Consider the following 24,417-nt stretch of genomic DNA (forward strand, 5'->3'; position numbering starts at 1 on the left):
TGGAAGTGGACACCCGATGTTGCGTCGCCTCCTATCGCAGCCAATGGCAGCGCAGGACGCGGCGCAGCCTGCGCAGAACAACCGCGCAAGGTTCGGACCACTCATTCCAAGAGGACTCTTCTTGATGCTCGGCGATTAGCTCCGAACCATCAGAGAAGCTCAGGTCAGCTTGGGGGGAGGAGTGTCAGGGGCATCAGGCAGCCGCCCCTTGAGTGCAGCAAAGAACGTCGAGTGCCATGTGGCACCATCTTCAATGCCCCAGCGGCCACGCCCGGAAAGGAGACCGGTCGTGAACAGCACGACCAGAATCAGAAGATGGAGCGAACCTGGTCGCTGCAGTTCGACAACTTCGGAGACTGAGGATGACTTGCTCCTCTTCAATCGCGCTGATGAATCCGCAACTGCTTCCTGTGAACCGAAGAAGTCCGACAAAGTTAAGCCGAACCACAAAAATGAAATGTGGATGTGACTCGCCCCGACATCCTCCCCATGAGAATGGGCGTTCCCGCCGTGGGAATGGTGATGGTGGCCATGTGAGTGCGAATGCGAATGCGAATGGCTATGTGCCCGATCGCCCCCCTCGTGTGAGTGGCGAAGTCCTGGTGAGACGAACAAGCCGCCCACAAAAAGCAGGAGCAGCCCAATTGCAGTTGTCACCCTAATCGAAATGGACTGCGCCATCACCGGGACCCTATATAATTCGCCCCATTCGCATGCAATCGCTGATGATTTCAGAGGTTTTCCGTGTCTAATGACAGGTGTAAACGTCTGCGCAAGTGATCACGGTGCCGCCGCCCTACCGTTCCGATGCGATCGATTGGCCATTAAATAGCAATCAGGGAAAACCCCATAAATACACCAACCCTTATACTTGAGTTAACTGATTCGTTCAAGTAAGCTGGGCGGAATAATGGTGATGGCCGGGCCGATGATATTTAAGAGTCTCGTCGGGATCTTCTCAGCTCTTGAAAGGTAGTCATGCTTACAATTAGCCATGTGCGAATCTGCTGGACTGTCCTGCTTACCTTGGCCTTTTGCAGTCAAGATCTGTTTGCTCACCCTGGCCACGGCCCCTTGGACTCAGCTACCCATGCGGGTGCATTTCAGGCCGGTTGGCAGCATCCGCTCTCAGGAGTGGATCACGTCTTGGCTATGGTTGCCGTAGGGTTGCTTGCGTTTCGCGCCGGCGGCAATCGACGTTGGTTGCTGCCAATGGCATTTCTCGGCAGCATGCTGCTGGGGGGAATGGCGTCAGGGCTTCCGTTACCGGGCGTCGAATTCGGCATCGCGGCATCAGTACTTGTACTCGGCCTGCTCGTGGCGATGACTCGGGTGGCTCCGCCGCAGGTTGCCATTGGTCTGGTAATGGTCTTTGCATTGTTCCATGGCCACGCACATACGGCTGAAATGATGGCGGGAATGTCCCTGCCTCTGTACGCCGTCGGATTTCTGCTGTCGACTACCTTGCTGCTTGCGACAGGTGTCGCTGCAGGTGTCGCGCTGGAAAAACTGAATGGGGCACGGGTGGTTCGATTTGCCGGAGGAACCATTGCGGTGGCCGGATTGATGCTCGTTGTCGCCCTAGTGTGATATTCACTTGCGTCGCAGCCAACTTGGTCGAAACTGGCTTCGAGGAGATTCACTTGATCAGCAACAATGCGGAGCGAGTCAGTGAAGCCGGATTAATGGAAGATCTCTCTGACCTGGAGGCCAAGGTCAATGCGCTGCTCCCTCCGAAATATCAGTATTGTCTGGACGCGGTCAACCCACGGTCGATGGGCTCCGCTGAATTAAAGTTCGACTCTGATACGCGCATTGCTTGGGATCAGATCTGGACCCATTTCTGCGATTTAGCATTGGCAGGTGGCCCTCCTCATCGGGGGTCGTTACTTGAAGCGCCAACTCCAGAAGAGGTGGAAGCCGAACCGGCAGGTTACCACCTGGTTTGCGAGGAGCTTGCACGTGGAATCGGCATGACAACGGGTCTGACAGTCACGGCGGGAGCAGAGACAGGTTGGGTCACGGTCAATTGCCACAGCCAGGAGATGGCGGCGTGGCTGCTCAGGTCAGTCATGGCGGAGAATGTTTTTGTGCGTTGTTCGGGAGCAATGATCCAAGTTCCAGCTGGCCCTACATTTCGCTTAGCTAAAGAAGTCAAGAACGTGGTGGTCGCCCTCGCTAAGACTTGCCACTACTGGCAAGATCACCTTTCAGTGGATCAACGCATCGCTGCGGCGAACCTGGGTTCCGGCACGGGGGCAGCGACTCTACTGGAACCGCCGTCTCGCTATGAAGTACTTTCGCAAGCTGCAGAATATCGGGAGATCACTGATCGAATGGGGCGTGCCTTGGAGAATGCGCTGGGCTTGCCTGTCGTCGGAAGTCAGGCTGCTGGCTGGATAGGTCTTCAGACTAATGCTGAGCGAACCGCAGCATGGTTTGTGCGCTCAGCCATTGCCGAAAACATTCTGGCTCGCAGAGAGAATCACAAACTGTTCTTGCCTGTCCCTAATGTAAACTCAGGCCAGCAGCATGAGACAGAACTTTTAAAGCGGATGATTCGACTTCAACGTCTGTTCATCGCGACAAGTTCGTAATAAGGCGAATTCGCATTATCGTCGGTGCAACACCCAGCGATATTGGCCACCAGCATTATATTTTTTCGCAGTATTTTAGGGGTCTCCCCCGTTTTTGATCTAAGCTCCGTCTTTTGTCTTTCTCAAGGAAACTGTAATGTCGAATCTGAGCCGTCGCGACTTCTTAGTGTCAACCTGCGCTGCTGGCTTGGGAACGGTTTCTTTAATTCAAGGACAACCTGTAATCGCGGCTGAGGCCAAACCGGATGATCTCCTCAAGAGGCTAATTGAAGGCAACAATCGGTTTATTGCGGGGAAGCTTGAACATCCGGGACGGTCGCCGAAAGACTTTCTCGCACTCGCTGAGGGACAATCGCCACCGATCGGGATTGTCGCATGCGCAGACTCCAGAGTCGCTCCTGAGATTATCTTCGATCAAGGCATCGGCGATTTGTTCGTCGTGCGAGTTGCCGGTAACGTCGTCAGCGGCACCGGACCACTTGTTAAGGGGAGCATTGAATTCGCAGTTGGCGAGCTGGGAGTTCGGTTGCTTATGGTGCTGGGGCACAGCCAGTGCGGCGCAGTCAAGGCAGCGATCGAGCACATCGAGGGGAACGATAATCTGCCGGGGTCCATCGGCGACTTGATCGACCCGATTCGTCCGGCCGTCATGAGTGTGAGGGGCCAACCGGGAGACAAACTCGCCAATGTGACAAAGGCAAACGTGCTGGCCGGTGTCAAACGTCTCGAAACTTTGGATCCGATCCTTTCCAAAATGGTTAAGTCTGGTGACCTCAAGGTTGTCGGAGGAATTTACGATTTGGCCACCGGCAAAGTGGAAATCGTTAGTTAAGCTTTTGTACAGACGGCCGCCTTGCTGCCGTAACGAGACCGAAAATTTGCCGTAAGAGCAGTTGAGTTACTCACGCGACTTTGTCTCTCCCTTGGAGAATACCCATTAATTCAGCCAGCAACATGAGCAATGGTGGTACAGCGACGAGCAATCCACCAACGGGAGCGGCGATTCCGCTGCCGATTCTCGTCATGTTCCGTGGGATTGGCCAAGTCTTCTTTCAGGAGAACGCGCTCACTGGGGTTTTGTTCGTACTCGGTATTGCCTTGAGTTCGCCACTGATGGCCGTGGGGGCCATCGTCGGCTCAGCCATTGGAGCGACCGTAGCATGGGCGCTGAAGTATGATCAGTCGGAACTGCGGGGCGGAATTTTTGGCTTCAATTCCGCGCTCGTGGGCATCGCCTCTTTCTTCTTCTTCGTGCCAGGGCCGCTTATGATCGGTCTCATGCTCGCCGGGTGTGTTGGCGCTGCGATTGTAACCCGCTTCATGCGGACAGCTATTCCATTTCCGACCTATACAACACCTTTCATTGTTGTAACTTGGGGCGTCTACTTTTTGGGCAATGGGCTGGGCTTGATACCTAATACCGGAGCGGCGCCAGTGGTGCCGAATCTCGGGTCTGACTTTTTCGTCGATGCGATTACTCACGGGATCGGTCAGGTCATGTTCCAGGCGAGTATCTGGACCGGACTGCTGTTCTTGTTGGGAATCGCCCTCAGCGACAGAAAGCATGCACTGCTGGTATTAACTGGATCTGTCGTTGGCATGCTGGTGGCTCTCTATCACTTCACTATGGGGGCCGATGCTATTGATCCTGAACGGCTCATTGTTCGTAGTTCAAATGATGTCATCAAACTGGGCCTTTACGGCTACAACGCGACGTTGGCACCGGTTGCACTGTACTTGTGCAACAAGTCTCTGACCGCATCGCTGATGGGCATGCTATTGACGGTACCGTTGGCAGAGTTTGTCCCCATGCTTGGACTGCCAGCGCTGACGGCTCCATTCGTGCTGGCCACTTGGCTAGTGTTGGCTCTTGGCTGGCTGGAAGGCAAGTGCCTGTCAGCGCCTGCGTCACTGACTGTGTGATTGTAGGGCAACTGATTTTCGATCTGTAGAGGACCTTGCATGAATCTCTCCCCTCAAGAACGCGATAAACTTCTCATTTTTGTCGCTGCCCAAGTCGCCCGCAGTCGCAAAGAACGCGGGCTGAAACTGAACGTACCTGAGGCCACCGCTTTAATCACGGCTGAGCTAATGGAATTGGCTCGGGACGGTAAGTCTGTCGCCGAAATCATGTGTGCTGGTCGCGAAATTCTCAAAAGAAGCGACGTCATGGACGGCATTCCTGAGATGATTTCGATGATTCAAGTCGAGCCAACTTTTCCCGATGGCAGCAAACTGGTGACGATTCACCAACCCATCCAGTAGCAAACGAACAATCGCCAACGCCCGGCCCACAAAGCCGACAGGAGACCGAACATGATCCCAGGCGAATTTTTCTTTGACGGGGACGACATCGAGCTAAACGCGGGTCGCCCCGTGGTGACGCTGACGGTCAACAATACCGGCGACCGCCCGATCCAGATCGGTTCCCATTATCATTTCTTCGAAGCCAACAAGGCCTTGGTGTTCGATCGTGAAAAGGCCTATGGCATGCGGCTGGACCTCCCCAGCGGCACATCGGTGCGGTGCGAGCCAGGCGATGTCAAGGAGGTCAATCTGGTTCCTTACGGCGGCGGCCGTGAGGTCTATGGATTTAATGCCTTGGTCATGGGGCGACTGGATGACCCGCAAACTAAAAACACGAGCTTGAATAAGTGTCGAGATCAGGGGTACGGGGACATAGCGTCCAAGTGAAGTCCGGCAGCAACTTGAAACGGCAACAGGAATCCTCACATGAGCGTGAAAATCTCCCGGAAAGCATACGCGAAAAAGTATGGCCCGACCAAAGGCGATCGGATCAGGCTTGCTGACACCGAGTTGATCATCGAAATCGAACACGATTACGGCGACTACGGCGAAGAGTCCATCTTCGGCGGCGGCAAGTCGATTCGCGATGGCATGGACCAGTGCCCGCTGGAACAGCCGATGAGCCCCGACCATTGCGATCTAGTGATCACCAACGCGGTCATCATAGACCATTGGGGCATCGTGAAAGGGGACATCGGCATCAGAGCCGGCCGTATCGTCGCAGTCGGAAAATCTGGAAATCCTCTGACACAGTGTGGTGTCGACCCACGGCTGGTTATCGGGCCCCGCACCGATATCATCGCCGGCGAGGGTCGGATCTGCGTGGCCGGTGGCATTGACACGCATATTCACTTCATTTGCCCGCAACAGATTGATGTGGCAATTGCATCGGGTGTAACAACGTTGATCGGTGGTGGGACCGGGTCATCGACCGGAACCTGGGCGACCACCTGTACTCCAGGCCCTTGGAACGTGATGCGGATGCTACAGGCATTCGAGGGACTGCCGGTCAATGTGGGAGTGCTCGGCAAAGGCAACAGCAGTCTGCACAAGCCGCTACGAGACATGATCGATGCCGGGGCTTGCGGACTGAAGCTTCATGAGGACTGGGGGACCACTCTCAGCGCGATCGACACCTGCCTCGATGTGGCGGATGAGTACGACGTCCAGGTCGCCATCCATACAGACACACTCAATGAGTGCGGATTTATCGACGACACGATACGGGCGATCAACGGTCGGGCGATTCACAGTTTTCACACTGAGGGAGCTGGCGGCGGGCATGCACCCGACATCATCAAAATCTCCGGGCTGCCGAACGTATTTCCTGCGAGCACCAATCCAACTCGACCGTTCACGGTCAACACCATCGACGAACATCTCGACATGCTGATGGTCTGCCATCACCTGTCGCGAGAAATCCCCGAAGACGTGGCCTTTGCAGAAAGCCGCATTCGTGCCGAAACGATTGGTGCGGAGGACATCTTCCACGACCGGGGCATCATCAGCATCATGAGCTCGGACTCACAGGCGATGGGCCGTATTGGCGAGATGGTTCTGCGCACTTGGCAGACAGCTCACAAGATGAAGGTTCAATACGGTGCGCTCGCCGGTGACAGTGCCCGTAACGATAACGAACGCGTCAAACGCTACGTCGCAAAATACACGATCAACCCGGCGATCGCTCACGGGATTTCACAGCATGTCGGCAGCATCGAGGGGGGGAAACTGGCGGATCTGGTGCTGTACGATCCGGCATATTTCGGCGTCAAGCCGTTCCTCATTGTCAAAGGTGGAATGATCGTCGCTGCCCAGATGGGCGATCCGAACGCGAGTATTGCTACACCTCAACCGGTTTACATGCGGCCACAGTTCGCCGCCTACGGTGGAGCACTTGCAGGTTCGTGCCTGTCGTTTGTGTCGAAAGCGTCCGTAGAGAACGGCATTGGCGAACGATATGGACTTAAACGCGAACTGGTCGCAGTCGAGAACTGTCGTACTGTCGGCAAGAAAGATATGAAGCGCAATGATGCAACGCCTGACATCAGAGTAGATGCAGACACCTACCAGGTGTTTGTCGACGGCGAAAAAGTGGGCAGTGAGCCACTCGACTCGCTCCCGATGACGCAGCGATATTTCCTGTTTTAGGCGGCTGCCAGCCGAACTCCGATGTATGAATCTTCGATTACTTCAGATCTCCGATTCTGCGCTGCCGATCAGCGGCTACACGCATTCCTGGGGACTCGAAGCAGCCCTTTCGCATGGAATGGTCCACGACCCAGAAAGCTTGGAGCGTTGGGTCGCATTGTGGTTGCGAACGTCCCTCGGGCCGTTGGAGGGGGTGTACGTCGCCTGTAGTTGTCGCGCTGCGCTCGCGGACGATCTGGATAAGCTCAGGGAATTGAACGAGCTGGTCGAAGTCTCGATCGTGGCTCCAACAATTAGGCGCGCCAGTCGTGAAATGGGAGAACAACTGATGCAGCTGGGATCCACATGGTCCTGGTGTGCATCAGCCCTGAGGCCATTTTTGCACGGGCAGCCATCGGGCTGGCATCACTGTGTCGCGTTCGGACTTCTCGGCGCACTCGCGGATGGCGAAACGGAAGATGTGCTCACCGCGTATCTCCATCAGGCAGCTCTGGGCATCATTGGTGCAGGAGTCCGCGCGATTCCTGTCGGCCATACTCACGGCCAGCAAGTTTTGGCCTATTTACATGATCATATCCGTGACCTGGTTCAATCACTGAGCCAGCAAACTCAAGAAACTGCCGGAGCCGGTTGTCCATCATATGAAATACTTTGCGATGAACAGACTCGTCTTTACGCCAGAATGTTCCGCTCCTGACGCGTGGATCCAAGCATCGAGGCGTCGCTCGCGGAGTCGTATTCGTCGTCGTTTTGGAACTTACTTTCATAACGGTGAGAATCATGACTACATGGGCGGCTCTGGACCGCCACGTTACGCCGGAACCCGCCGTCAAGTGTTTACGCTAGGTGTCGCCGGTCCGGTCGGCTCGGGGAAAACCGCTTTGGTCGAGGCGCTTTGTCGCGAACTCTGGCCTGAAGTGAATATGGCAGTCGTCACGAACGACATCTACACACATGAGGATGCCGAGTTCCTGTCCCGTCGCGAGGTACTGCCACTGGAACGGATCGTCGGTGTGCAGACTGGTGGATGTCCACACACCGCCATCCGGGATGACGCCAGCGCCAACCTAAGCGCTGTGGCCAATTTTCAACGGCAGATTCCGGGGCTCGAACTGGTTGTGGTTGAATCGGGCGGCGACAACCTGACTGCGGTTTTTTCGCGGGAGCTGGCTGATCGATTTATTTTTATTATCGATGTGGCCGAAGGAGACAAGATTCCCCGTAAGGGGGGGCCGGGCATTTGCAGTAGCGACATGCTCATCATCAACAAGATCGATCTGGCTCCATATGTCGGGGCTGATCTGGAAGTGATGCGGCGAGACAGTTTGAAGATGCGTGGTGAACGGCCTTTCCTGATGGTCAGCCTGCGGCAAAAACAAGGAATCGAGGAGGTGATTACGTGGGTGCGCGAGCAACTCTCATCACGCACAAAGACCTCGTGATCCCTCCGGAATTTCGTGAACTGCGCCTCCCGAAACATGGTGCCGGCCGAATTGGTGGTGCACGTGTGGAACTGGTGCGTCTTCGTGAGGAGACGCATATGGGGGGCTGCTATCAGCAAATTCCGTTGCGGATCATGCCCCCGTTTGCCTTCGACTCTGAGCAGGCGTCGCTGCTGTATTTCATCAACCTGACTGCCGGCCTCATGGACGGCGACGGTCATCTGATCGAGATCACTGCGCGCGAGGGAACCCAGACTGTCGCGACCGGTCAATCGGCCACGCGGGTCCACCCTGCGCTGACCAGTTTTGCGACACAACAATTTAAGGTCGAGGTCGAAAACGACGCCTGTTTGGTTGTGCTGCCAGGTCCCCTGATTCCGTTTCAGGGATGTCGCTACTTCCAGCGTGGACGTGCTGAACTGGCTCCGCGCGCTCGCATGCTCTGGGGGGATATTTGGCTCGCTGGCCGCTACGACCGAGGCAAACTGTCCGAGCGATTCCAGTTCAAACGGATTGTGCAGGACTTCGAGGTACGCCGCGCAGGACAATTGATCTACCGAGATCGATTCGATTGGCAGGGACCCTGGGGGAAAGAACAAGTCGACTGGTACTTTGGTGGTGAACTCGCCTCGGGGAGTTTATTCGTCGCTGGACCGCTGCCCGAAGAACTTCCGCCCCCGCCAGCAGGTGTGCGCCGTGCGGTGTTCCGACTTGATAATGGGGAAAGCTGTGTGCGTTGGTGCGGCCACCCGACTCAAGTGACTGCGGATCTCGTGATCACGACTCTCACTCTAGCCGCTCAATGGAGCGATAAGCCCGGCACGCCTCCGTGGCTGCTTGCTTCCAGCGATCTGGCTCCGAACCACTGGTTCTCGACACCAGTGGATCATCTTCGGGCAAAGAGCGAAAGTTGAGAGCCGTCACATCATTATTGGTGAGCGTCCAATGCAGGGACTTCAGAACTTGACCAGCGCACTGACAACTCCGGTCAGCTGATTTCTATCAGTAGGGGTTCCGCCCCCGCCATAGACAGGCATGCCGGCGAAGTCTCCACGAATCTCCGGACGGATTTCCAGAAATTTGTTGGGGTGCCAGTTCAGGCCCAGCGTCACTTCAGAGTAGTCTGTGTCGAATCCGGTACGGGTTCCGCCATTGTCGCGAAACCATTCAGCTCGCCCCAGGAGGTCCCAGGTTTCATTCAGGTGCAGAATGCCGATGTTGTTCAAGCCATACCAGGAACCGGTGCCGACAGGTGTGTTCGCATCCCAGCCCATATTGGACTGAATAACTTGCGTAAACCTGCTATTCCAGTTCTGCTGCACGCGAAGCTCCACAATCGTGTTGAAGTCGCCAGCCATTCCGGGGGCTGCAAAGATTGCGTTCGGTCCGGCGTAAACAGAGGCTGTGAGCCGAGTCTTGTGTTCTGGCTGCACCCAATAGTTGATCTGGCCAATGTAGCAGATTGAATTCTCGCTACGTTTTTCGAAAAATGTGTTGGCGCCCAGAGTGACTCCACTCCAGACATCCAGCTGATCATTGACGACCAACTGAGCCAGCGCTCCGGTGAACGCACCGTCCTGGGAGTAGAAGAACTGATAGTCGCTGGAATAAAATGGCCGATAAGGGGCCAGGAAGCCATTGTATCCGATGATCGTGTTCATACGGCCGACTTGGATGTTCACGCCTCCCTCAGTGAGGATTGGCAGGTGGGCCGACACGAAGAGATCACGAAAGTCGTGGCTGAAGCGTGGGTTGTCTGGCGAGTCGTCAATACCGCCGCCGGGCTGGCCAAGGGCGGCATCGGCTCCAGCAAAATAGCGAATATTAAAACCTAGGTCGAACTCATCCTGATCAAGCGGTTTCTGTACGACCAGACCAATCTGATTCAGCAGGAATTCGTTGCCGAAGCGATTCTGCCGCGGTTGCACCGATAAGGGGCCGGAACCGCTGGAAGAGCCTGTATAGCCCCCTTCAATCCACCCAAATGCCCTGATGCCGCTGTCTCCGAACAACTCCGCGAGGCCAAGGTCTTTCATGAGAAAGCCGACGTCCGAGACGGGAGTCGGTCCCAGTCTGGGAGCAGTGTCCGGTAAGTCTTCGAAAGTCTCCGCGATTTCGCTCGGAAGTGACTCTGGGCTCAAACCAAAGTTACGGGATACCGATTGAGTTGCGGCGCTGCGAGACGGATCCATCGCAAACTCATACGGGGATTGCGGTATCGCGAAATACTCGGAATTCCCTTGAGCTTGGACTGCCGCAACTCCCCAAAGTGCTATCCCGATAACACAACTCGAACGGAATGCAGCCGTCATCACAAACTCCTTGAATGTCATCGCACGATGGAGAATCCATTCACCGATCACGTCGAATGGCATCGCACGAGAGGACGCATCGTCGGTTCGCTATACGTCTCGACGAAGTGGAGCTTCCTACTTAATGGTGATTATAGTTGTACCACCTTTGGTAGTTACTAAGGGTTCCCCCGGATCGATTTTGCTATGTGGGCTGGCTTTATCGCCCTTCAAATGCCTCGCCACCGATCGTTTTTCGCTGTTCGATTAGAAGACTGCCGGAAGCAGAGGTGAATGCCATCGGTCTGAGATTGTGACCGGAATCAGAAATACAATTGGCAGCGCATCCAGCACATATCGACAGACTGATGGTATTCACCCTGACTGAATTGCACGGGGTCTCCGAACTCTCCGTGTAGCCAGAAAGTGTAGAACTTCAAATAGTCGTTCCAGTACCAATTCAGGCCCAGCTCCGTGGTGGTTGCCGAATTCGACCACTGGGTGGGATCGGCCAATCCCGCGTCGAAGATCTCGCGGCCCACTCGCAATTGGCTAACTCTAGCAACCGCTTCCCACGCGCCCGGGCCTTTTCTCTCATCTTTCTTCAGGGGAAGGAATGGCCGCAAGGGCTTAACGCGTGTTCGCCTTTCGATTTTCTCCCCGGTGAGGAAGTAGCCTCCGCTGACATAGTATCCGGAAAAAGGGACCTCAACCGATGGATTTGCGCCCAAGGCGTATCCTCCGTGACCGTATTGCCATTCACTGATCAACGACAGGCTGTTGTAAAAGTAAGCCATGTGGACAGTGCCTAGCAGGCGCTCGCCCTGCTCGGACACCCCTGGATTCAGCACGAGAAAAGGTGTCGTGGCCGTCGAGGGGGTATTGCTGTCAGGAGAACCGGCACCGATCCGAAATGTCGTCGGAACTGGCGCCTGTCCTTGATTCCCATAAGCGACTGACGTGCCGATGTTCAGAAATTTAATCCTGGGAAACATCTCCGATTCCTGAAACGGTCGCAAATTGAGATATGCAACCAGATCGACACCGTTGTTCAAACTTTCAAATGAGTTTCGTGATCCGTTAAAAGCCCCCACCGCATAGTCGAGCTTCTTATCGAGTAGATATCCCCACGCCATGGCCCCGATTTGGCGATTCAGGCTGAGATTCGTCGTGAACAGCGAACGCTCGGGAGTCAATAACCAGTAATTCGAGACAGCATATTGATCATAATTGAAGGGGGTGAAGAAGCGGCCAATCCGGACTTCCAGAGCATCGCTAAAATGGAAGTTCAGGTAGGCATTCAGCAGGTTGATATTATTCACCCCTCGGTTGATCGCGAGCTCGTATTCGAGATTTTTCGTGATGTTGCCGTTAAAAAAGATTCGTTGCCGAGGCAGAAAGAATCCGTCGTTCGACGGATCGTTTCTGTTGGGTTGCCAGACTCGGGCTTCGATCTGGGATTCATAATGAATGTTAAGTGAAAACTGCTTGTCCCGCGTCTTAAGCTGAAAGCCGGGACCGAAACGGACGTCCACTCCATAATTATCGACGCTCGGAACATTCGAGTTGGGGTAACCTGGCGCCGGCGTGAAGGGATCAAACATTCCCTCCGTATAATCCGGAACAGGTGAACTCTGGTCACCCGTCGAAATGGCGTTCTGAAACGGAAGCTGGCCGTCTTCAAATCTTGCATCGCCAGAGAATGTCCGCTCGAGCAGTTGTGACTGCGCTTCTAACTCTCGATTTGTCTGTTCTAGACGTTCGGTAAGTTCAAAGTTCTTTTCCTCCAATGCCCTCAACCGTTCCACAATCGCGTCGGGTTCCAAGACGAGGACCGACTCCGGTGGCAGGGGCGGAGGTACTTGCGCCCAGATGCTCGGGCAGAAGGCAATCAGGATTGCCGCTGCGCATACGACAAAAAAACTCAAACGCGAAAGGGATAAATGTGAGGAAATCAGCATCTGGCTCCTTTCACGCATTGAAGATTTCGAAAGTTTCCAATCAGACAACAAAATCGGCAGCAATGAAAAAGGGAGCAGGCGTCTCTCTTCAGCTAAGCCGTCAGACATGTCATGAGACCTACAAGACTCAGACCGGTTTTCAATCTGATGTCCTATGAAGCTGGCAACTATCGGGAATGCAGAGATGTCCACGTTTGCGAACGGGTGATTACACGAAATCACCTTCGACCGGGTGGTCATTCGCACGGGATTGGACTCGCAACGGAGAGACATGTATTAATGGGAGGGATGAGGCTTTTATCGACGGACGAAAAACCAGTCAAGGTCAGCCTAAGGCACATACAGGGTCTTGTCGGTTGGCAATTGGCGTTGGTACGTAGAATGGGTGAGCTTCATGGAGATCCAATGTTGTTTCACGGCGGTTAATTCATGGCTTCTGCCTGCGGCGGGAGCTTGCTGGCGTAGTTCTCGCCCATTTTCCAATTGAACAGGGCCTACTTCTACCTCGCCGTAACGGACGAAGTCATTCTCTTTTGCCTTGTTGAAAAGTGTTCTTGAAGTTCGAATTCTGATGCACTCAAAGTCTGTCATGAGCCAATCGTCACGGACGAACATTCTGCTGGAAGTCACTTCCCTCTCGCTGCGGATCGCTCGGAAGTATGTGGCTCCTTATTCGCATCGAAACGGTCCTCAGAAGTTCACGCAGGAACAACTCCTGACCTGCCTCATTCTGCGGGCCTATCTCAAAGCCACCGACCGGGGCCTGATTGAATTTCTGGAAGTCTCGGATGCGGTCCGCCAGAGAATGGGGCTGACTTCTGTCCCACATGATTCGACACTGAAGAAGTTTGCTGACCGTTCCAGCGTGCTCGACATCGTCGATGTGATGCTCCATGAACTGGTCCAGAAATTTGCTCTGGATGCCGAGGAAGCGGCCATCGATTCAACCGGGATGGAGACCACTTCTGCCAGTGCTCATTTCCAGTGGACTGGCAGTCAGTTGGGGGCCATGCAATGACAAGACCGAAGTCCCAGAAGTCCTGGCCAAAGCGGCAACCAGTTCGCACCCCAAGCGGCTCTTTGCCGATGCCGGTTATGACGCCGAATGGGTCCATCGGTTTTGCCGAGAGGACTGGCAGGTGGACAGTGTGATCAACCCTGCTGTGCGTCGCACGGACGGGGGGCTGAATCGGACCTATCGATCAGAAATGACAGCAGACACACTCAAAGACAAAGGTTATGGACGAAGATGGTTAGTCGAGACGTACATGAGTGGCCTCAAACGGACGACGGGAGCAGCACTCTCGGCCCGCAATGAGCGCAGCCTGTTCGTCGAAGCGGCCCTCCGAGTGCTGGCATACGCCCTGCGGCGTTAGGTCAATTCCAACAAAACAACGGCCTTTCAACAGAGCAAGACGAATTCTGTTTGTCTGCGTGGAAAATTCCAATCGCAGCCAGATGGCGGAAGCCTTCGCCTAAGTTCACTGAGCCTGTCGAATTGAGGCCCACAGTGCCGGTTCTCGCCCCTGAGGACGAGCGCCCCCCCAAGGCCATCGCAGCCATGCAGGAAATCGGGTGCGACCTGACCACACATCTGTCGAAGGGCTTGCAAGAGTTCAATGACACCAAAGTGGACGTTGCCATTACGATGGGTTGTGGCGATGAATGCCCGCTGGTCCATGCCCAAAGCCGAGTGGACTGGCAGATTCTTGCCCCCAGCGACATGACACCTGACGAATTCCGGGCCGTTCGCAACTTGATCAAAGAGAAAATCAAGAACCTGATCGTCGATTTTCAATAAAGCGATCAGGTCAGTCTAACAAGGTTTCGATGCAATGAATCTATTGTCGTCCCAGTTCCATCATCAGACGAATCAGTACACCAGTACGGAAACATGTGATTCAGTGGCCCCCTGAAGCCAAGTCATCAGGATCATTCCCTGTCGAGCCAGTTGAGTCCGGTGCCCTCTGATCATACAAGCGGTGAATCGTCCATTGGAAAGCCAATCCTCCCATGATGAAACCTAATCCGATTCCCCAAATATGAGGGTCCACCCAAAACGCCAGCGACAAGCAGGTGATGAGTCCGAGCCACGGAATGGCTTTCGGATAGAATCGTTCGGTTTCGTTCAAGCGAATGGCGGCAAGGTTCGTCAGTGCATAGTACACGAGTACAGTAAAGGCACTGAACGACCACGTTGTCTTCACATTCCCGATGAGCGTCAGCGTGGCAATCAAAAGCCCGACTCCGATCACGGCAGCAGTCGGGGTTGAATTCGACTCACTGATCCTGGCGAAGATACTCGGCATGTCTCCACGCCGCCCCATTGCCATTAGGATACGCGAGAGTCCCAAGATCAAATTCAAGAGCACCCCCAGCATCGCCGTCATCGCACCAATGGCAATGATCTGGGGGATTATCGGGATACCAAACAGGTGAGCAACAACTTCCAGTGGTGCCGCCTGCCGAAAGGTCGCTGCCGCCATCGTCTCTGATCCTCCGGCAGCAACTCCGACCAGTCCCACAGCGATGTATAATAATGAGGACACAACCAGCGTAACGACGATCGCCTTGGGAATTGTTGTCTTGGGATCAATGACCTCTTCACCTAACGTGGCGATTCTGCCGTAACCGGTGAATGCCACAAACATCAAGGCACACGCTTCAAGAAATCCGCTCACTGGAGAGCGAAAATGCCCGGGCACAAAGAACGGATCCAAGTTGAGTTCAGCATTTCGCCATGCAGTTGGAAGCCCCGCTACCAAAAAGGAGACGAGAGAGATCAACGTCACCGAAACGATGGCGATATTCGTGCGGTTGGATTGCTGAATGCCAGTCAAAACGAGCGTGGTCATCACGACAACAATCGCGATAGCGAGCGGTATCGTCCAGATTGCCTGTGTTGTCCAGAACAGGTTGACGGCATACCCGGCCAATCCCAGGGCTGCGGTCGCCGCCGAAGCACTTTTGGCACACAGAAACATCCAGCCTGCTGTGAATCCGAGCGACGGATGCAGCCATCGATAACCATATTCGTAAGTTCCGCCGCTAACGGGATGATTGGCCGCAAGTTGAGCACTGCTCAAGCCGTTGAAAGTCGCTACAAATCCAGCAACCACGATCGCCAACACGACTGAAGGTCCGGTGACTCCGGCGGCAATCCCGATACTGACAAAGACACCGGTGCCGACGATGGCCCCGAGCCCCATCATCATCGCTCCGAAGACTCCAATCTCTCGTCGTAGTTTTGAGCGCATCGGCTCCGATTTGTGTTCTTTGTCTATTTGGGTCATGAATCATTCAGATCAAGAGTGGTGATAAAATTTACTTCAGTGCCATAAACGGCGGCGAGAACTCCACTCGTCCCACAACCTTCCTCATGGCATTCTCCACGAGTTCCATTGCCATCCAGGCGTCTCCGCCGCCAAAGGGAGATTCGATCTGCTGAGCGAGTTTTGCAGAGAAAGCAAACTGGCCGTAGAACTCAGGATGACCGAGAACCAACACGATCCGGTGTCCCAGCTTCTCACACCGGCGGAGTCCAGCATAGAGCAACCGAGTACCAATTCCTCTTCGCTGAAAATCTGGATGAACAGCCATTGGAGCCAATGACAGGGCTTCCACGGTCCTATCTTCAGTCACAATCGAAACTCGGCTGAACAGAATATGCCCGATGATCGGTCCATCGCTTGTGACAACCGTTGAAACTTCCGAATAATCATCATCTCGCAAAGCATCCACCAAGTCCGCTTCCACACTACCTGCGAAGGCTTCCGCGCGGAGTCTCCGGATTGCTTCTCGATCCTCTGGCAATTTTACCAGGATCGCAAACTCAACTTCGTCCAAATAATCCTGTGCCATTTCGGTCCAATTGTCTCCTACGGCTTTTCACTGAAGCACAGCATCGGCTTTTTCGGAACGATTGATTCTCCAAAGATTCCCGGCTGCCGACAGTCGAACCCACAGTCACAGCACGAGCAGATTCAGATTGCGATCCAGTTGCTGAAGCCCCAAAATCAGGCCATCAATCACCGCATTCCCGTATCCTCGAAGTGCCGTGCTCGCAGGATTCGGTTCTCTTCCTTCAGGAACTGGATGTACTTCGCCTGTTCGTTGTTGGCGGCTGAGGCGATCAGGGCCAGCAAGGGGTGAAAAATGGCGTTCATTGGGATATTGTCGGAATGTGTAATATGGAAACGAATTACACATTGGATTTACCCCGCTATGGCACCCCGGTAGAGCGGGAAATCAGGACTTCTTGGGTGACTGCAGAGGTCCCTTTTCAGGTACTGATACAGGCCGAACAAGTCGACTGATCGGTCATGGATTGAGAAGGTTTAGATGCCAATCAATCAATCAATCAATCAATCAGAGTGACGATGAGACGACGGAGCCGATGGGAGGATATTATCTTGCACGAGACGGTTGCGTTGGCCTCTGTTTCAGAGCTCCTTGAAGAGATCGATATTCGATGCGGATGCCTGCTCTTCAATGAAAGTCTCGGGACTTTACCTGTACACCTTGCAGCAACTGGGATCCGTCCTGAATGCGGTTGACGACGACATGAATCACGCCGTGATGGCGTTGGAGTTGTCCACTGACGATCATCAATGAAGCACTGACAGCGGCTTGACGGTATTGGTCCCAGATATTCTGGTAGACGATCAGGTTCACATGTCCAGTCTCGTCTTCCAGCGTGACGAACGTGATCCCTTTCGCAGTGGACGGTCGCTGGCGGAGCAGCACCAGGCCGGCGACTTTGACCGGGCGTTCGGAGTCGCCTTGCAAAAGTTCGACCGCGGATGTAATTCCCACTTCATTCAGTTCCGCTCGCAAAAACGAAAGTGGATGGCTGCGGAGCGAAAGCCCAAGGGACTGATAGTCGGAGGTGACTTCTTCCTGAGGAGCCAGCGCCGGTAGTTCCTGATTCGAGTCTTCACTTTCTTCGTTCTCAAATAACGGAGAGATTTCCGTCGGCATCAGTGCCTGCCAAGTTGAGTCTCTGCGGCTGAGTTGGAACGATTCGAACGCATCGGCCCGCGACAAGCAGCTCAACGCAGCCTGCTGCAGTCGAGTGCGAGAGGCAAACTCGGCGAAGTTTTGAAATGCCCCCGCTGAGCGAGCCTGGACAATCCGCTCGGCGTCTGACTGACGGAACCCACGCACTATCCGCATTCCTAAGCGAATCGGCTTCCACACGCCCGCTTCTGCTTCTTCCAGTGTGCAGTCCCAGTGACTGAAGTTCACATCAACCGGCCGGACCTCAATTTCATGTTCTCTGGCATCTCGCACCAGCTGTGCCGGGGCATAAAACCCCATTGGCTGACTGTTGAGGAGGGCACAGCAGAAGACATCCGGGTAATAGCACTTCAACCATGCGGAGGCATACGCCAGCAACGCGAAGCTGGCCGCGTGACTCTCCGGGAATCCGTACTCACCGAATCCTCGCATCATCTTGAAAAGTTGCTTGGCCAGGTCTTCTCCGTAGCCGTTCTGTTTCATCCCAGCGATCAGCTTGGGTTCGAATTGATCCAGACTTCCATTTCGTCTCCACGCTGCCATCGCCCGGCGGAGCCGATCCGCTTCACCGGCACTGAACCCGGCCGCCACCATCGCCAGTTTCATCACCTGTTCCTGAAACAGCGGCACTCCCAGGGTCCGCCATAGAACATCTTTAAGTCGCTCATCAGGATAGTCCGGCTTCTCCTCCCCTGCCCGTCGCCGCAGGTATGGGTTGACCATGTTTCCTTGAATCGGACCGGGACGGACAATCGCGACCGCGACAACGAGATCATAAAACGTCTTGGGCTGCAGACGCGGATGCATTGCCATCTGGGCGCGGGATTCCACCTGAAAGACGCCGATGGTGTCGGCCTTAGTGATCATCTGGTAGACCGCTTGGTCTTCCTGCGGAATGGTGGCGAGTGTGAGCGATCGTTGATGATGTTCTTCCAGCAATCGAAAGGATTTTTGAATCGCGGTGAGCATCCCCAGCGACAGGCAGTCGACTTTGAGAATGCCAATCGTGTCGAGATCATCCTTATCCCATTGAATGACTGTTCGTCCCGGCATGGAAGCATTTTCAATCGGAACCATTTCGCAAAGCGGACGCTGAGTGATAATCATGCCGCCAACGTGCTGGGAGAGGTGGCGAGGGAATCCCAGAATTTCGCGTGACAGCGATAAGAGCTGCTCTCCGGTGTGGGAGTGCAAATTCAAACCCTGCTCCTGAAAGCGGCTGGCGAACTGTTCGCTGTCCGCATAGTGATCGACTCCCTTGGCCAACCGATCGATCCCATCCAGCGACAAACCTAAAGCCTTCCCGACGTCCCGAATGGCTGATCGTGGACGATAAGTGATGACGGTCGCGGTCATTCCGGCTCGTTCACGGCCGTATTTGCCATAGATGTATTGCAGCACTTCTTCCCGGCGTTCATGTTCGAAATCGATGTCGATATCGGGGGCTTCACCTCGTTCAACGGAGATAAAGCGTTCGAACAACAGATCAAAATGGTTGGGATCGACAGAGGTCACTCCCAGGCAATAACAGACAGCCGAGTTGGCCGCTGATCCCCGGCCCTGACACAAAATTCCTTGACTCCGTGCGAAACGCACCAGATCCCAGACCGTGAGGAAATAGGATTCGTATTGCAGCTTGGCGATCAGGGCGAGTTCTTGTTCGACCGTATTCCGGATTTTTACTGGAACTCCGTGCGGATAGCGTTTGCGGACCCCCTCCTCAGTCAGTTCCCGTAAATAAGCGGTCAGTGTCTTTCCCGGTGGACAGAGTTCACGAGGATACTCGTACTTCAGTTCCTCCAGCGAGAACGTACAGCGATCGGCCAGTTCGGTTGTTCTCTGAACAGCTTCTGGTGCAGCAGCGAAGAGATCCGCCATCTGTTCAGGGGATTTGAGATATCGTTCGCCATTCGAGAACCGGCGCCGCCCGAGTTCTGCGACAGGGCACCCATGACGGATGGCTGTGAGAACATCCTGCAAGAGGCGCCGCTGAGGGATGTGGTAATGAACATCGTTGCTGGCCGCGAGCGGAAGGCCTGTTTGCTGAGAAAACCTTTTTAGGCGATTGAGCCAACCCACATCATCCGGCCCCATGTGGAGCGAAGCCAGTCCATAGGCTCGATCTTCAAACAACTCACGATAGCGCTGCGCGTGCTGAAGTCCCTCGTCACGGGAAATAGTCTGATTGAGCAAGACCCCGGCAAGGAGATGTCTGGAGTGGTCCGCGATGTCGGAAAAATGAAGCGTACAGTTCCCCTTCTCACTCCGCCGTCGGCCGAGCGTCAGTAAGCGACATAAATTGGCGTACCCTTCCCGGTTCTGGCAGTAGAGGATGACCGGAGGAGCATCAACCGGTGTGATTTCCGCTCCGATCAGGAGTTTAAAGTTGATAACTTTGGCGGCGGCATAGGCCCGGACCACTCCGGCTACGCTGTTGAGGTCCGTGATTGCCAGCGCACGATGTCCCAGATCGGCGGCCCGCTGGACGAGTTCATCGGGATGCGCAGCCCCGGTGAGGAACGAATAGTTCGTCTTGCAGTGCAGCTCGACATAGTTTGTCCCGCTGTTGAAACGCACAGGGGGAACATGAGGCACCGGACGGGGTAATTTCGGGTTGGGATGCTCAGGCATAGAAGGGGATCAATCAAACGCGGCGTGTAAAAACCACTTCCCTGTCACCAACTCTCGGAACAGCCAGAACCGCTGTCCCTGTTCACATTCCACCTGAAAATAATCTCGTCGAACCAGCGGCCCCCGCCACCAAGCGGTCGTAATCCGCTCCGGCCCCCACGACTGATGGACGGTCCAGTCTTCATTCTGCCACCGAAACCTCGCAGGCGGCCCATGCCGATGTCGGGCGATGACGTCCACCGGGATCGGCTCTCGCTTCAGCCAGAGCGGGCGAGTGCGACCATGTCTGTGGGGAATGGAAGTCGTCTGCAATAAATCCAACTGTCGATCCTCACCAATCACCGGTTGCAGTCCGAACGCCAGTTCCGGTTGGTCATCGGCTCGCAGAGACGGACGCAACACCGCCTCACGTCCCAGTCGCGAACTGAGTGTCTCCACAAGACGATGAAGAGATGGGGACGCCTCATCGTTCTCCAGTTCCCACAATGTCTGTCGCCGCGCAGTGAGAAACTCAATTTTGTCGGCGCACAAATGCACCTGCTGAATTCCTCCAGCCAGAGACATCTGTTCCCACTGCAACGCCATCAGCGACAATAAATGCCTTCGCTGTAAGGAAGGCTGCACCAGTTCCAGTGTGTGCGTCAAAATCCGACGATCACTTCCCTGCAGCGTCCAGGTCAGCCGCTTGATTCCCTGCCCTCGCGGTTGTAATGAAGTCAGAATCCGGTCGAGCAGGTCCCCGACGATCAGTTCCAGAATCGCGACATCGAAAAATGGGTCTTCCGATTCCCAGGTCTCCTGTAATGGTTCCGGTCGTCGCTCGGCCACAATCAGTTCGGGGACCGAGCCCAGTGCCTGATCGATGCGCTGGATTAATTCCGCACCGAAACGAGACGGAAGTGTGGAACGAGAGATTCTCAGGAGTTGTCCGACGGTCCTTAACCCCACTTGCTGTAGACGATTGAGTGTTTTGGAAGAGAGCCTGAATGCCGAGACCGGCAGTGCTCGTAGAAAGTGTTCCTGTTCTCCCGGTGGAAGAATGCAAGTGGTTTGTAGCTTCGTGCCGAAGTGAGCGGCGGCCCAGGCAGCACCAAAGCTGTCCGCCAGTCCCACTCGCACCGAGAATGCTTGTGTCTGGCAGAACTGAACGACAGCCTGAGTCAGTCCCTGCTCGCCTCCAAAATGTACTGCGCAACCGGTGACATCGAGCACCAGGGATTCCGGAGTTTCCTCCTGCTCAAGTCCAACGAGAGGGCTGAATTGTTCACTGTCCCAGGCGAGTTGCTTCAGTGCCTGCTGATCCTGTTCCGGCTCCTCCGGTAGGCACTGTCCCACTTCGGCTCTACCAGAACGGGGCTGCAGGAACGTGCGAGCTTCCGCCAGCGACATCTCAGGACGAATTCCACGACGAGAAGCTAGCGAGCAGCAGTGTCCCACCTGCTCGGAGCCCTGCATTGAACGAATGAGGACCAGCGGTTGCTCACGAAGCGCAGGGGACTGCTGTTGTCTGCGTTGAATCGGCCAGTTAGGGAACCAGAGACAGAGCACCCGAGTCATCGCAACATTCCAGCACAGAGTGAGAAGTGGTTCCTTCCGAAGAGTTCAGCGCCGTCACCCTGTACCGGCGGGATTTTGAAGACGAACGAACGAGATTGACCAGCAGCCGATGATCCGCCCAGGAAGGAAAGGAACGCAGGCTCGCCTCCCGCAAAAACAGCCCCAAGCTTTTCCCCCGTTCGGCAGCCAACTTGAGGCGGCGATATGTCGTCGACGAGACACGCCCCAGCGAACTGAGAACGACCGTCTTTCCTTCACATCTCAGTGCCTGTTCAATCGCCCATAGTTGATCGGAGAGCGAACGAGGTTGCACGACGATCAGCCGATTCAGGTCGATCCCCAATTCTGCTGCTCCGGGGGGAAAGAATTCCTGCTGATTATCGATCAGAATGGGAGTGAACCGTTCCTGCTGGAGTTGCTTTACCAACTGAAACGCCAGTTCCCAGACTCCCGCCCCGGTACTGCCTGAGAACAGTTCTAACAATGATCCTTCTTGCAGCCCGCCGCCGGGAAGCCAAGACTCCTGCACCGGACACCGTGACGCAAACTCGGAGCGAGAAACGAAAGAGACCTTCCCCAGTTGCGACTGCAGCGATCGCAATGTCTCCCGGTGGGAACGTTCCGGTGGAATTCTTGGTGGGGAAGAACTGGTCATCATGACTCCTTCTCATCGCTCAACGTCTGTGCCCGCTCTCGTGAACTGTACATGAACCAATGTACACGTCAAGCGAAGTTCTTGATCATTCCGAAAGCAATGCGGCGTCACTCTCCGCAACCCCAACGGAGCTCACGGAATCGAGCAAGAAGAAGATCAGAATGTGCGGCCGATTCAGCTGCGAGCCTGAAGTGACGCCCCGCTACAACATCGCCCTGACACAGACCACACTGGTTTCCCGATCGGATGACACGGGGGAAGGTCGAGCATGCCCTGCTTCACCTGAGAACTTCACTTTGTGGTTCGGCAGGCTTTCCAACTACGGAATCGGAGTGAAACGTCCACCCGCGGATTCGTTATGCAAATAGTTCATGAACAACCCGTCCGTAGACGTCGGTGAGGCGAAAGTTTCGGCCTGCGTAATTAAAGGTCAGACGTTCGTGATCGAGACCTAGCAGGTGGAGCACTGTTGCGTGCCAGTCGTGAATGTGAACGGGATTCTCGACTGCCTTTGCCCCCACTTCATCTGTCGCACCATATCGCGTCCCCCCTTTGATTCCGCCTCCGGCCATCCAGATCGTATAGCCCTGATTGTTGTGATCTCGCCCCGTTCCGCTTTGTGCATATGGTGTTCGGCCAAACTCACCCGCCCAGACAACAAGCGTCTCGTCCAGCATTCCGCGTTGCTTCAAATCTGCGAGGAGCGCAGCGACAGGCTGATCTGTCGCAAGGCAGCTTTCGCCAAGATTTTTCTCAAGCATGAAGTGATGGTCCCAGCCAACAGGAGTCGTCAGCTCAATGAAGCGAACTCCCTGCTCCGCCATGCGACGAGCCAGCAGGCACTGGCGGCCAAATCGATCCGTCGGTCGACCGGCGCCGATGCCATACATGTCCAATGTCGTTTTCGTTTCTGAGGTGAGTTCAAGAAGATCCGGAAGTTCAGTCTGCATCCGGAACGCGAGTTCGAATGATTCAATTGCCCCTTCGATCTCCGGATGATAACCGTCCCGTTGCAGCTTTTTGAAATTCAGCTCACGCACGAGATCGAGTTGTTCCCGCTGAACTGAGCGACTGATACGCGTATTTTCCATGTTCTTCAGCGGCGGTCCCGGTTCCTGATCAATCCCAAGAAACGCGGCGTAGAATCCCGGAATCTGGTTAGTACCTATTTTCGTCGCCTGAAAGATTGCCGGGAGAAATGCGCTTCCATAATTGCGTGCCCCCCCGTTATCTGCCGGAGGATTAATCGTAATGAACCCAGGCAGATTGGTGTTCTCCATTCCTAAGCCGTACAGCGACCATGCCCCCAGAGAGGGGCGTACAAACTGAAAGCTGCCGGTATGCATCTGCATGAATGCCTGCGAATGGTTCGGCAGATCCGTATGCATGCTATGAACGAACGCAATGTCATCGACATGCTTCGCGATCTGAGGGCAGGCGGATGAGACCCACGCTCCTGATTGCCCGTGTTGAGCAAATTTGAAGGGGGATGGCATCATTTGCGGCCCCTTCTCACCTGGCTTTCTCACTAGCCCGGGCTTGTAGTCAAAGAGGTCCATATGCGAGGGGCCGCCATTCATACACAGAAAGATGACTCGCTTCGCTCGCGCCGGGAAGTGTGTGCTTCTCGCGGCGATGCGGGATTCGTCACTGGTAGAATCGGCCGCCGCGGCTTGCTGAGCGAGGCTGGCAAACGCAAGATACCCAAATCCAGACGCGACCGATTTCAATAATCGGCGTCGAGAAAACAGGTTCGCATAAGGAAGCGATGACTCGTTGAACATCTTTTGCCCCTGTGATGGTGTTCGT

General features: G+C 54.9%; 23 protein-coding genes. 13 read left to right on the forward strand and 10 right to left on the reverse strand.

The window, feature by feature from the left end:
* Positions 1 to 159 precede the first annotated feature (159 nt).
* Complete coding sequence (locus tag SH527x_RS04135; RefSeq protein ID WP_437193379.1) at positions 160 to 681, reverse strand: hypothetical protein; 522 nt, start codon at positions 679 to 681, stop codon at positions 160 to 162.
* Positions 682 to 978: 297 nt separating this feature from the next.
* Here SH527x_RS04135 and SH527x_RS04140 point away from each other — a divergent pair, with 297 nt between their 5' ends.
* From SH527x_RS04140 to SH527x_RS04185, 10 genes are all read left to right on the forward strand, one after another.
* Positions 979 to 1,590: a HupE/UreJ family protein gene (locus SH527x_RS04140; RefSeq protein WP_437193380.1), complete on the forward strand. Its 612-nt coding sequence runs from the start codon at positions 979 to 981 to the stop codon at positions 1,588 to 1,590.
* Between the two features lie 53 nt (positions 1,591 to 1,643).
* The gene (locus SH527x_RS04145) at positions 1,644 to 2,597 is read left to right on the forward strand and encodes a hypothetical protein (protein ID WP_437193381.1); all 954 of its coding nucleotides are present in this window, start codon (positions 1,644 to 1,646) and stop codon (positions 2,595 to 2,597) included.
* 136 nt (positions 2,598 to 2,733) lie between these two features.
* Positions 2,734 to 3,429, forward strand: coding sequence for a carbonic anhydrase (locus SH527x_RS04150; protein WP_437193382.1), 696 nt, complete (start codon positions 2,734 to 2,736; stop codon positions 3,427 to 3,429).
* Between the two features lie 122 nt (positions 3,430 to 3,551).
* Positions 3,552 to 4,520 carry an urea transporter gene (locus SH527x_RS04155; protein WP_437193383.1) on the forward strand — a complete coding sequence of 323 codons (969 nt, stop codon included), beginning with the start codon at positions 3,552 to 3,554 and terminating at the stop codon, positions 4,518 to 4,520.
* A 39-nt stretch (positions 4,521 to 4,559) separates the two neighbouring features.
* Positions 4,560 to 4,862 (forward strand): urease subunit gamma, encoded by a 303-nt coding sequence (locus tag SH527x_RS04160; RefSeq protein WP_437193384.1) that lies wholly within the window; start codon positions 4,560 to 4,562, stop codon positions 4,860 to 4,862.
* A 51-nt stretch (positions 4,863 to 4,913) separates the two neighbouring features.
* Positions 4,914 to 5,291, forward strand: coding sequence for an urease subunit beta (locus tag SH527x_RS04165; protein ID WP_437193385.1), 378 nt, complete (start codon positions 4,914 to 4,916; stop codon positions 5,289 to 5,291).
* Between the two features lie 39 nt (positions 5,292 to 5,330).
* Positions 5,331 to 7,052, forward strand: a complete 1,722-nt coding sequence (ureC, locus tag SH527x_RS04170; protein WP_437193386.1) for an urease subunit alpha — start codon at positions 5,331 to 5,333, stop codon at positions 7,050 to 7,052.
* Between the two features lie 25 nt (positions 7,053 to 7,077).
* Positions 7,078 to 7,749 carry an urease accessory protein UreF gene (locus tag SH527x_RS04175; protein ID WP_437193387.1) on the forward strand — a complete coding sequence of 224 codons (672 nt, stop codon included), beginning with the start codon at positions 7,078 to 7,080 and terminating at the stop codon, positions 7,747 to 7,749.
* Positions 7,750 to 7,885: 136 nt separating this feature from the next.
* On the forward strand, positions 7,886 to 8,494 hold the full coding sequence (gene ureG / locus SH527x_RS04180) for an urease accessory protein UreG (protein ID WP_437194581.1): 609 nt from the start codon (positions 7,886 to 7,888) through the stop codon (positions 8,492 to 8,494).
* Entirely contained in the window at positions 8,452 to 9,408 is a 957-nt protein-coding gene (locus SH527x_RS04185) for an urease accessory protein UreD (RefSeq protein ID WP_437193388.1), read from the forward strand. Before ureG ends, SH527x_RS04185 begins: the two co-directional genes overlap by 43 nt.
* A 42-nt stretch (positions 9,409 to 9,450) precedes the next feature.
* On the opposite strand, the gene SH527x_RS04190 is transcribed toward SH527x_RS04185, so the two are convergent.
* Together SH527x_RS04190 and SH527x_RS04195 are read right to left on the reverse strand one after the other, a co-directional pair.
* On the reverse strand, positions 9,451 to 10,806 hold the full coding sequence (locus tag SH527x_RS04190; RefSeq protein ID WP_437193389.1) for an outer membrane beta-barrel protein: 1,356 nt from the start codon (positions 10,804 to 10,806) through the stop codon (positions 9,451 to 9,453).
* A gap of 302 nt (positions 10,807 to 11,108) precedes the next feature.
* The gene (locus SH527x_RS04195; protein ID WP_437193390.1) at positions 11,109 to 12,746 is read right to left on the reverse strand and encodes an OprO/OprP family phosphate-selective porin; all 1,638 of its coding nucleotides are present in this window, start codon (positions 12,744 to 12,746) and stop codon (positions 11,109 to 11,111) included.
* A 589-nt stretch (positions 12,747 to 13,335) separates the two neighbouring features.
* On the opposite strand from SH527x_RS04195, the gene SH527x_RS04200 reads away from it, so the two are divergent.
* The 3 genes from SH527x_RS04200 to SH527x_RS04210 all read left to right on the forward strand — a co-directional run bounded on the left by SH527x_RS04200 (position 13,336) and on the right by SH527x_RS04210 (position 14,547).
* Entirely contained in the window at positions 13,336 to 13,764 is a 429-nt protein-coding gene (locus SH527x_RS04200; protein ID WP_437193391.1) for a hypothetical protein, read from the forward strand.
* Complete coding sequence (locus SH527x_RS04205; RefSeq protein WP_437193392.1) at positions 13,718 to 14,122, forward strand: transposase; 405 nt, start codon at positions 13,718 to 13,720, stop codon at positions 14,120 to 14,122. Before SH527x_RS04200 ends, SH527x_RS04205 begins: the two co-directional genes overlap by 47 nt.
* Positions 14,123 to 14,256: 134 nt before the next feature.
* Positions 14,257 to 14,547 carry a hypothetical protein gene (locus SH527x_RS04210; protein ID WP_437193393.1) on the forward strand — a complete coding sequence of 97 codons (291 nt, stop codon included), beginning with the start codon at positions 14,257 to 14,259 and terminating at the stop codon, positions 14,545 to 14,547.
* A 100-nt stretch (positions 14,548 to 14,647) separates the two neighbouring features.
* Here SH527x_RS04210 and SH527x_RS04215 read toward each other — a convergent pair whose 3' ends face one another.
* From SH527x_RS04215 to SH527x_RS04245, 7 genes are all read right to left on the reverse strand, one after another.
* Positions 14,648 to 16,003 (reverse strand): APC family permease, encoded by a 1,356-nt coding sequence (locus SH527x_RS04215; RefSeq protein ID WP_437193394.1) that lies wholly within the window; start codon positions 16,001 to 16,003, stop codon positions 14,648 to 14,650.
* A gap of 67 nt (positions 16,004 to 16,070) precedes the next feature.
* Positions 16,071 to 16,607: a GNAT family N-acetyltransferase gene (locus SH527x_RS04220; RefSeq protein ID WP_437193395.1), complete on the reverse strand. Its 537-nt coding sequence runs from the start codon at positions 16,605 to 16,607 to the stop codon at positions 16,071 to 16,073.
* 105 nt (positions 16,608 to 16,712) lie between these two features.
* Positions 16,713 to 16,955 (reverse strand): hypothetical protein, encoded by a 243-nt coding sequence (locus SH527x_RS04225; RefSeq protein ID WP_437193396.1) that lies wholly within the window; start codon positions 16,953 to 16,955, stop codon positions 16,713 to 16,715.
* A gap of 279 nt (positions 16,956 to 17,234) precedes the next feature.
* On the reverse strand, positions 17,235 to 20,396 hold the full coding sequence (locus SH527x_RS04230; RefSeq protein ID WP_437193397.1) for an error-prone DNA polymerase: 3,162 nt from the start codon (positions 20,394 to 20,396) through the stop codon (positions 17,235 to 17,237).
* A gap of 9 nt (positions 20,397 to 20,405) precedes the next feature.
* The gene (locus tag SH527x_RS04235; protein WP_437193398.1) at positions 20,406 to 21,953 is read right to left on the reverse strand and encodes a Y-family DNA polymerase; all 1,548 of its coding nucleotides are present in this window, start codon (positions 21,951 to 21,953) and stop codon (positions 20,406 to 20,408) included.
* Positions 21,922 to 22,611 carry an ImuA family protein gene (locus tag SH527x_RS04240; protein WP_437193399.1) on the reverse strand — a complete coding sequence of 230 codons (690 nt, stop codon included), beginning with the start codon at positions 22,609 to 22,611 and terminating at the stop codon, positions 21,922 to 21,924. Before SH527x_RS04240 ends, SH527x_RS04235 begins: the two co-directional genes overlap by 32 nt.
* 353 nt (positions 22,612 to 22,964) lie before the next feature.
* Positions 22,965 to 24,392, reverse strand: coding sequence for a DUF1501 domain-containing protein (locus SH527x_RS04245; protein WP_437193400.1), 1,428 nt, complete (start codon positions 24,390 to 24,392; stop codon positions 22,965 to 22,967).
* Between the last annotated feature and the right edge of the window lie 25 nt (positions 24,393 to 24,417).

The sequence above is a fragment of the Planctomicrobium limosum genome, assembly GCF_051465645.1.
Lineage (GTDB): Bacteria > Planctomycetota > Planctomycetia > Planctomycetales > Planctomycetaceae > Planctomicrobium.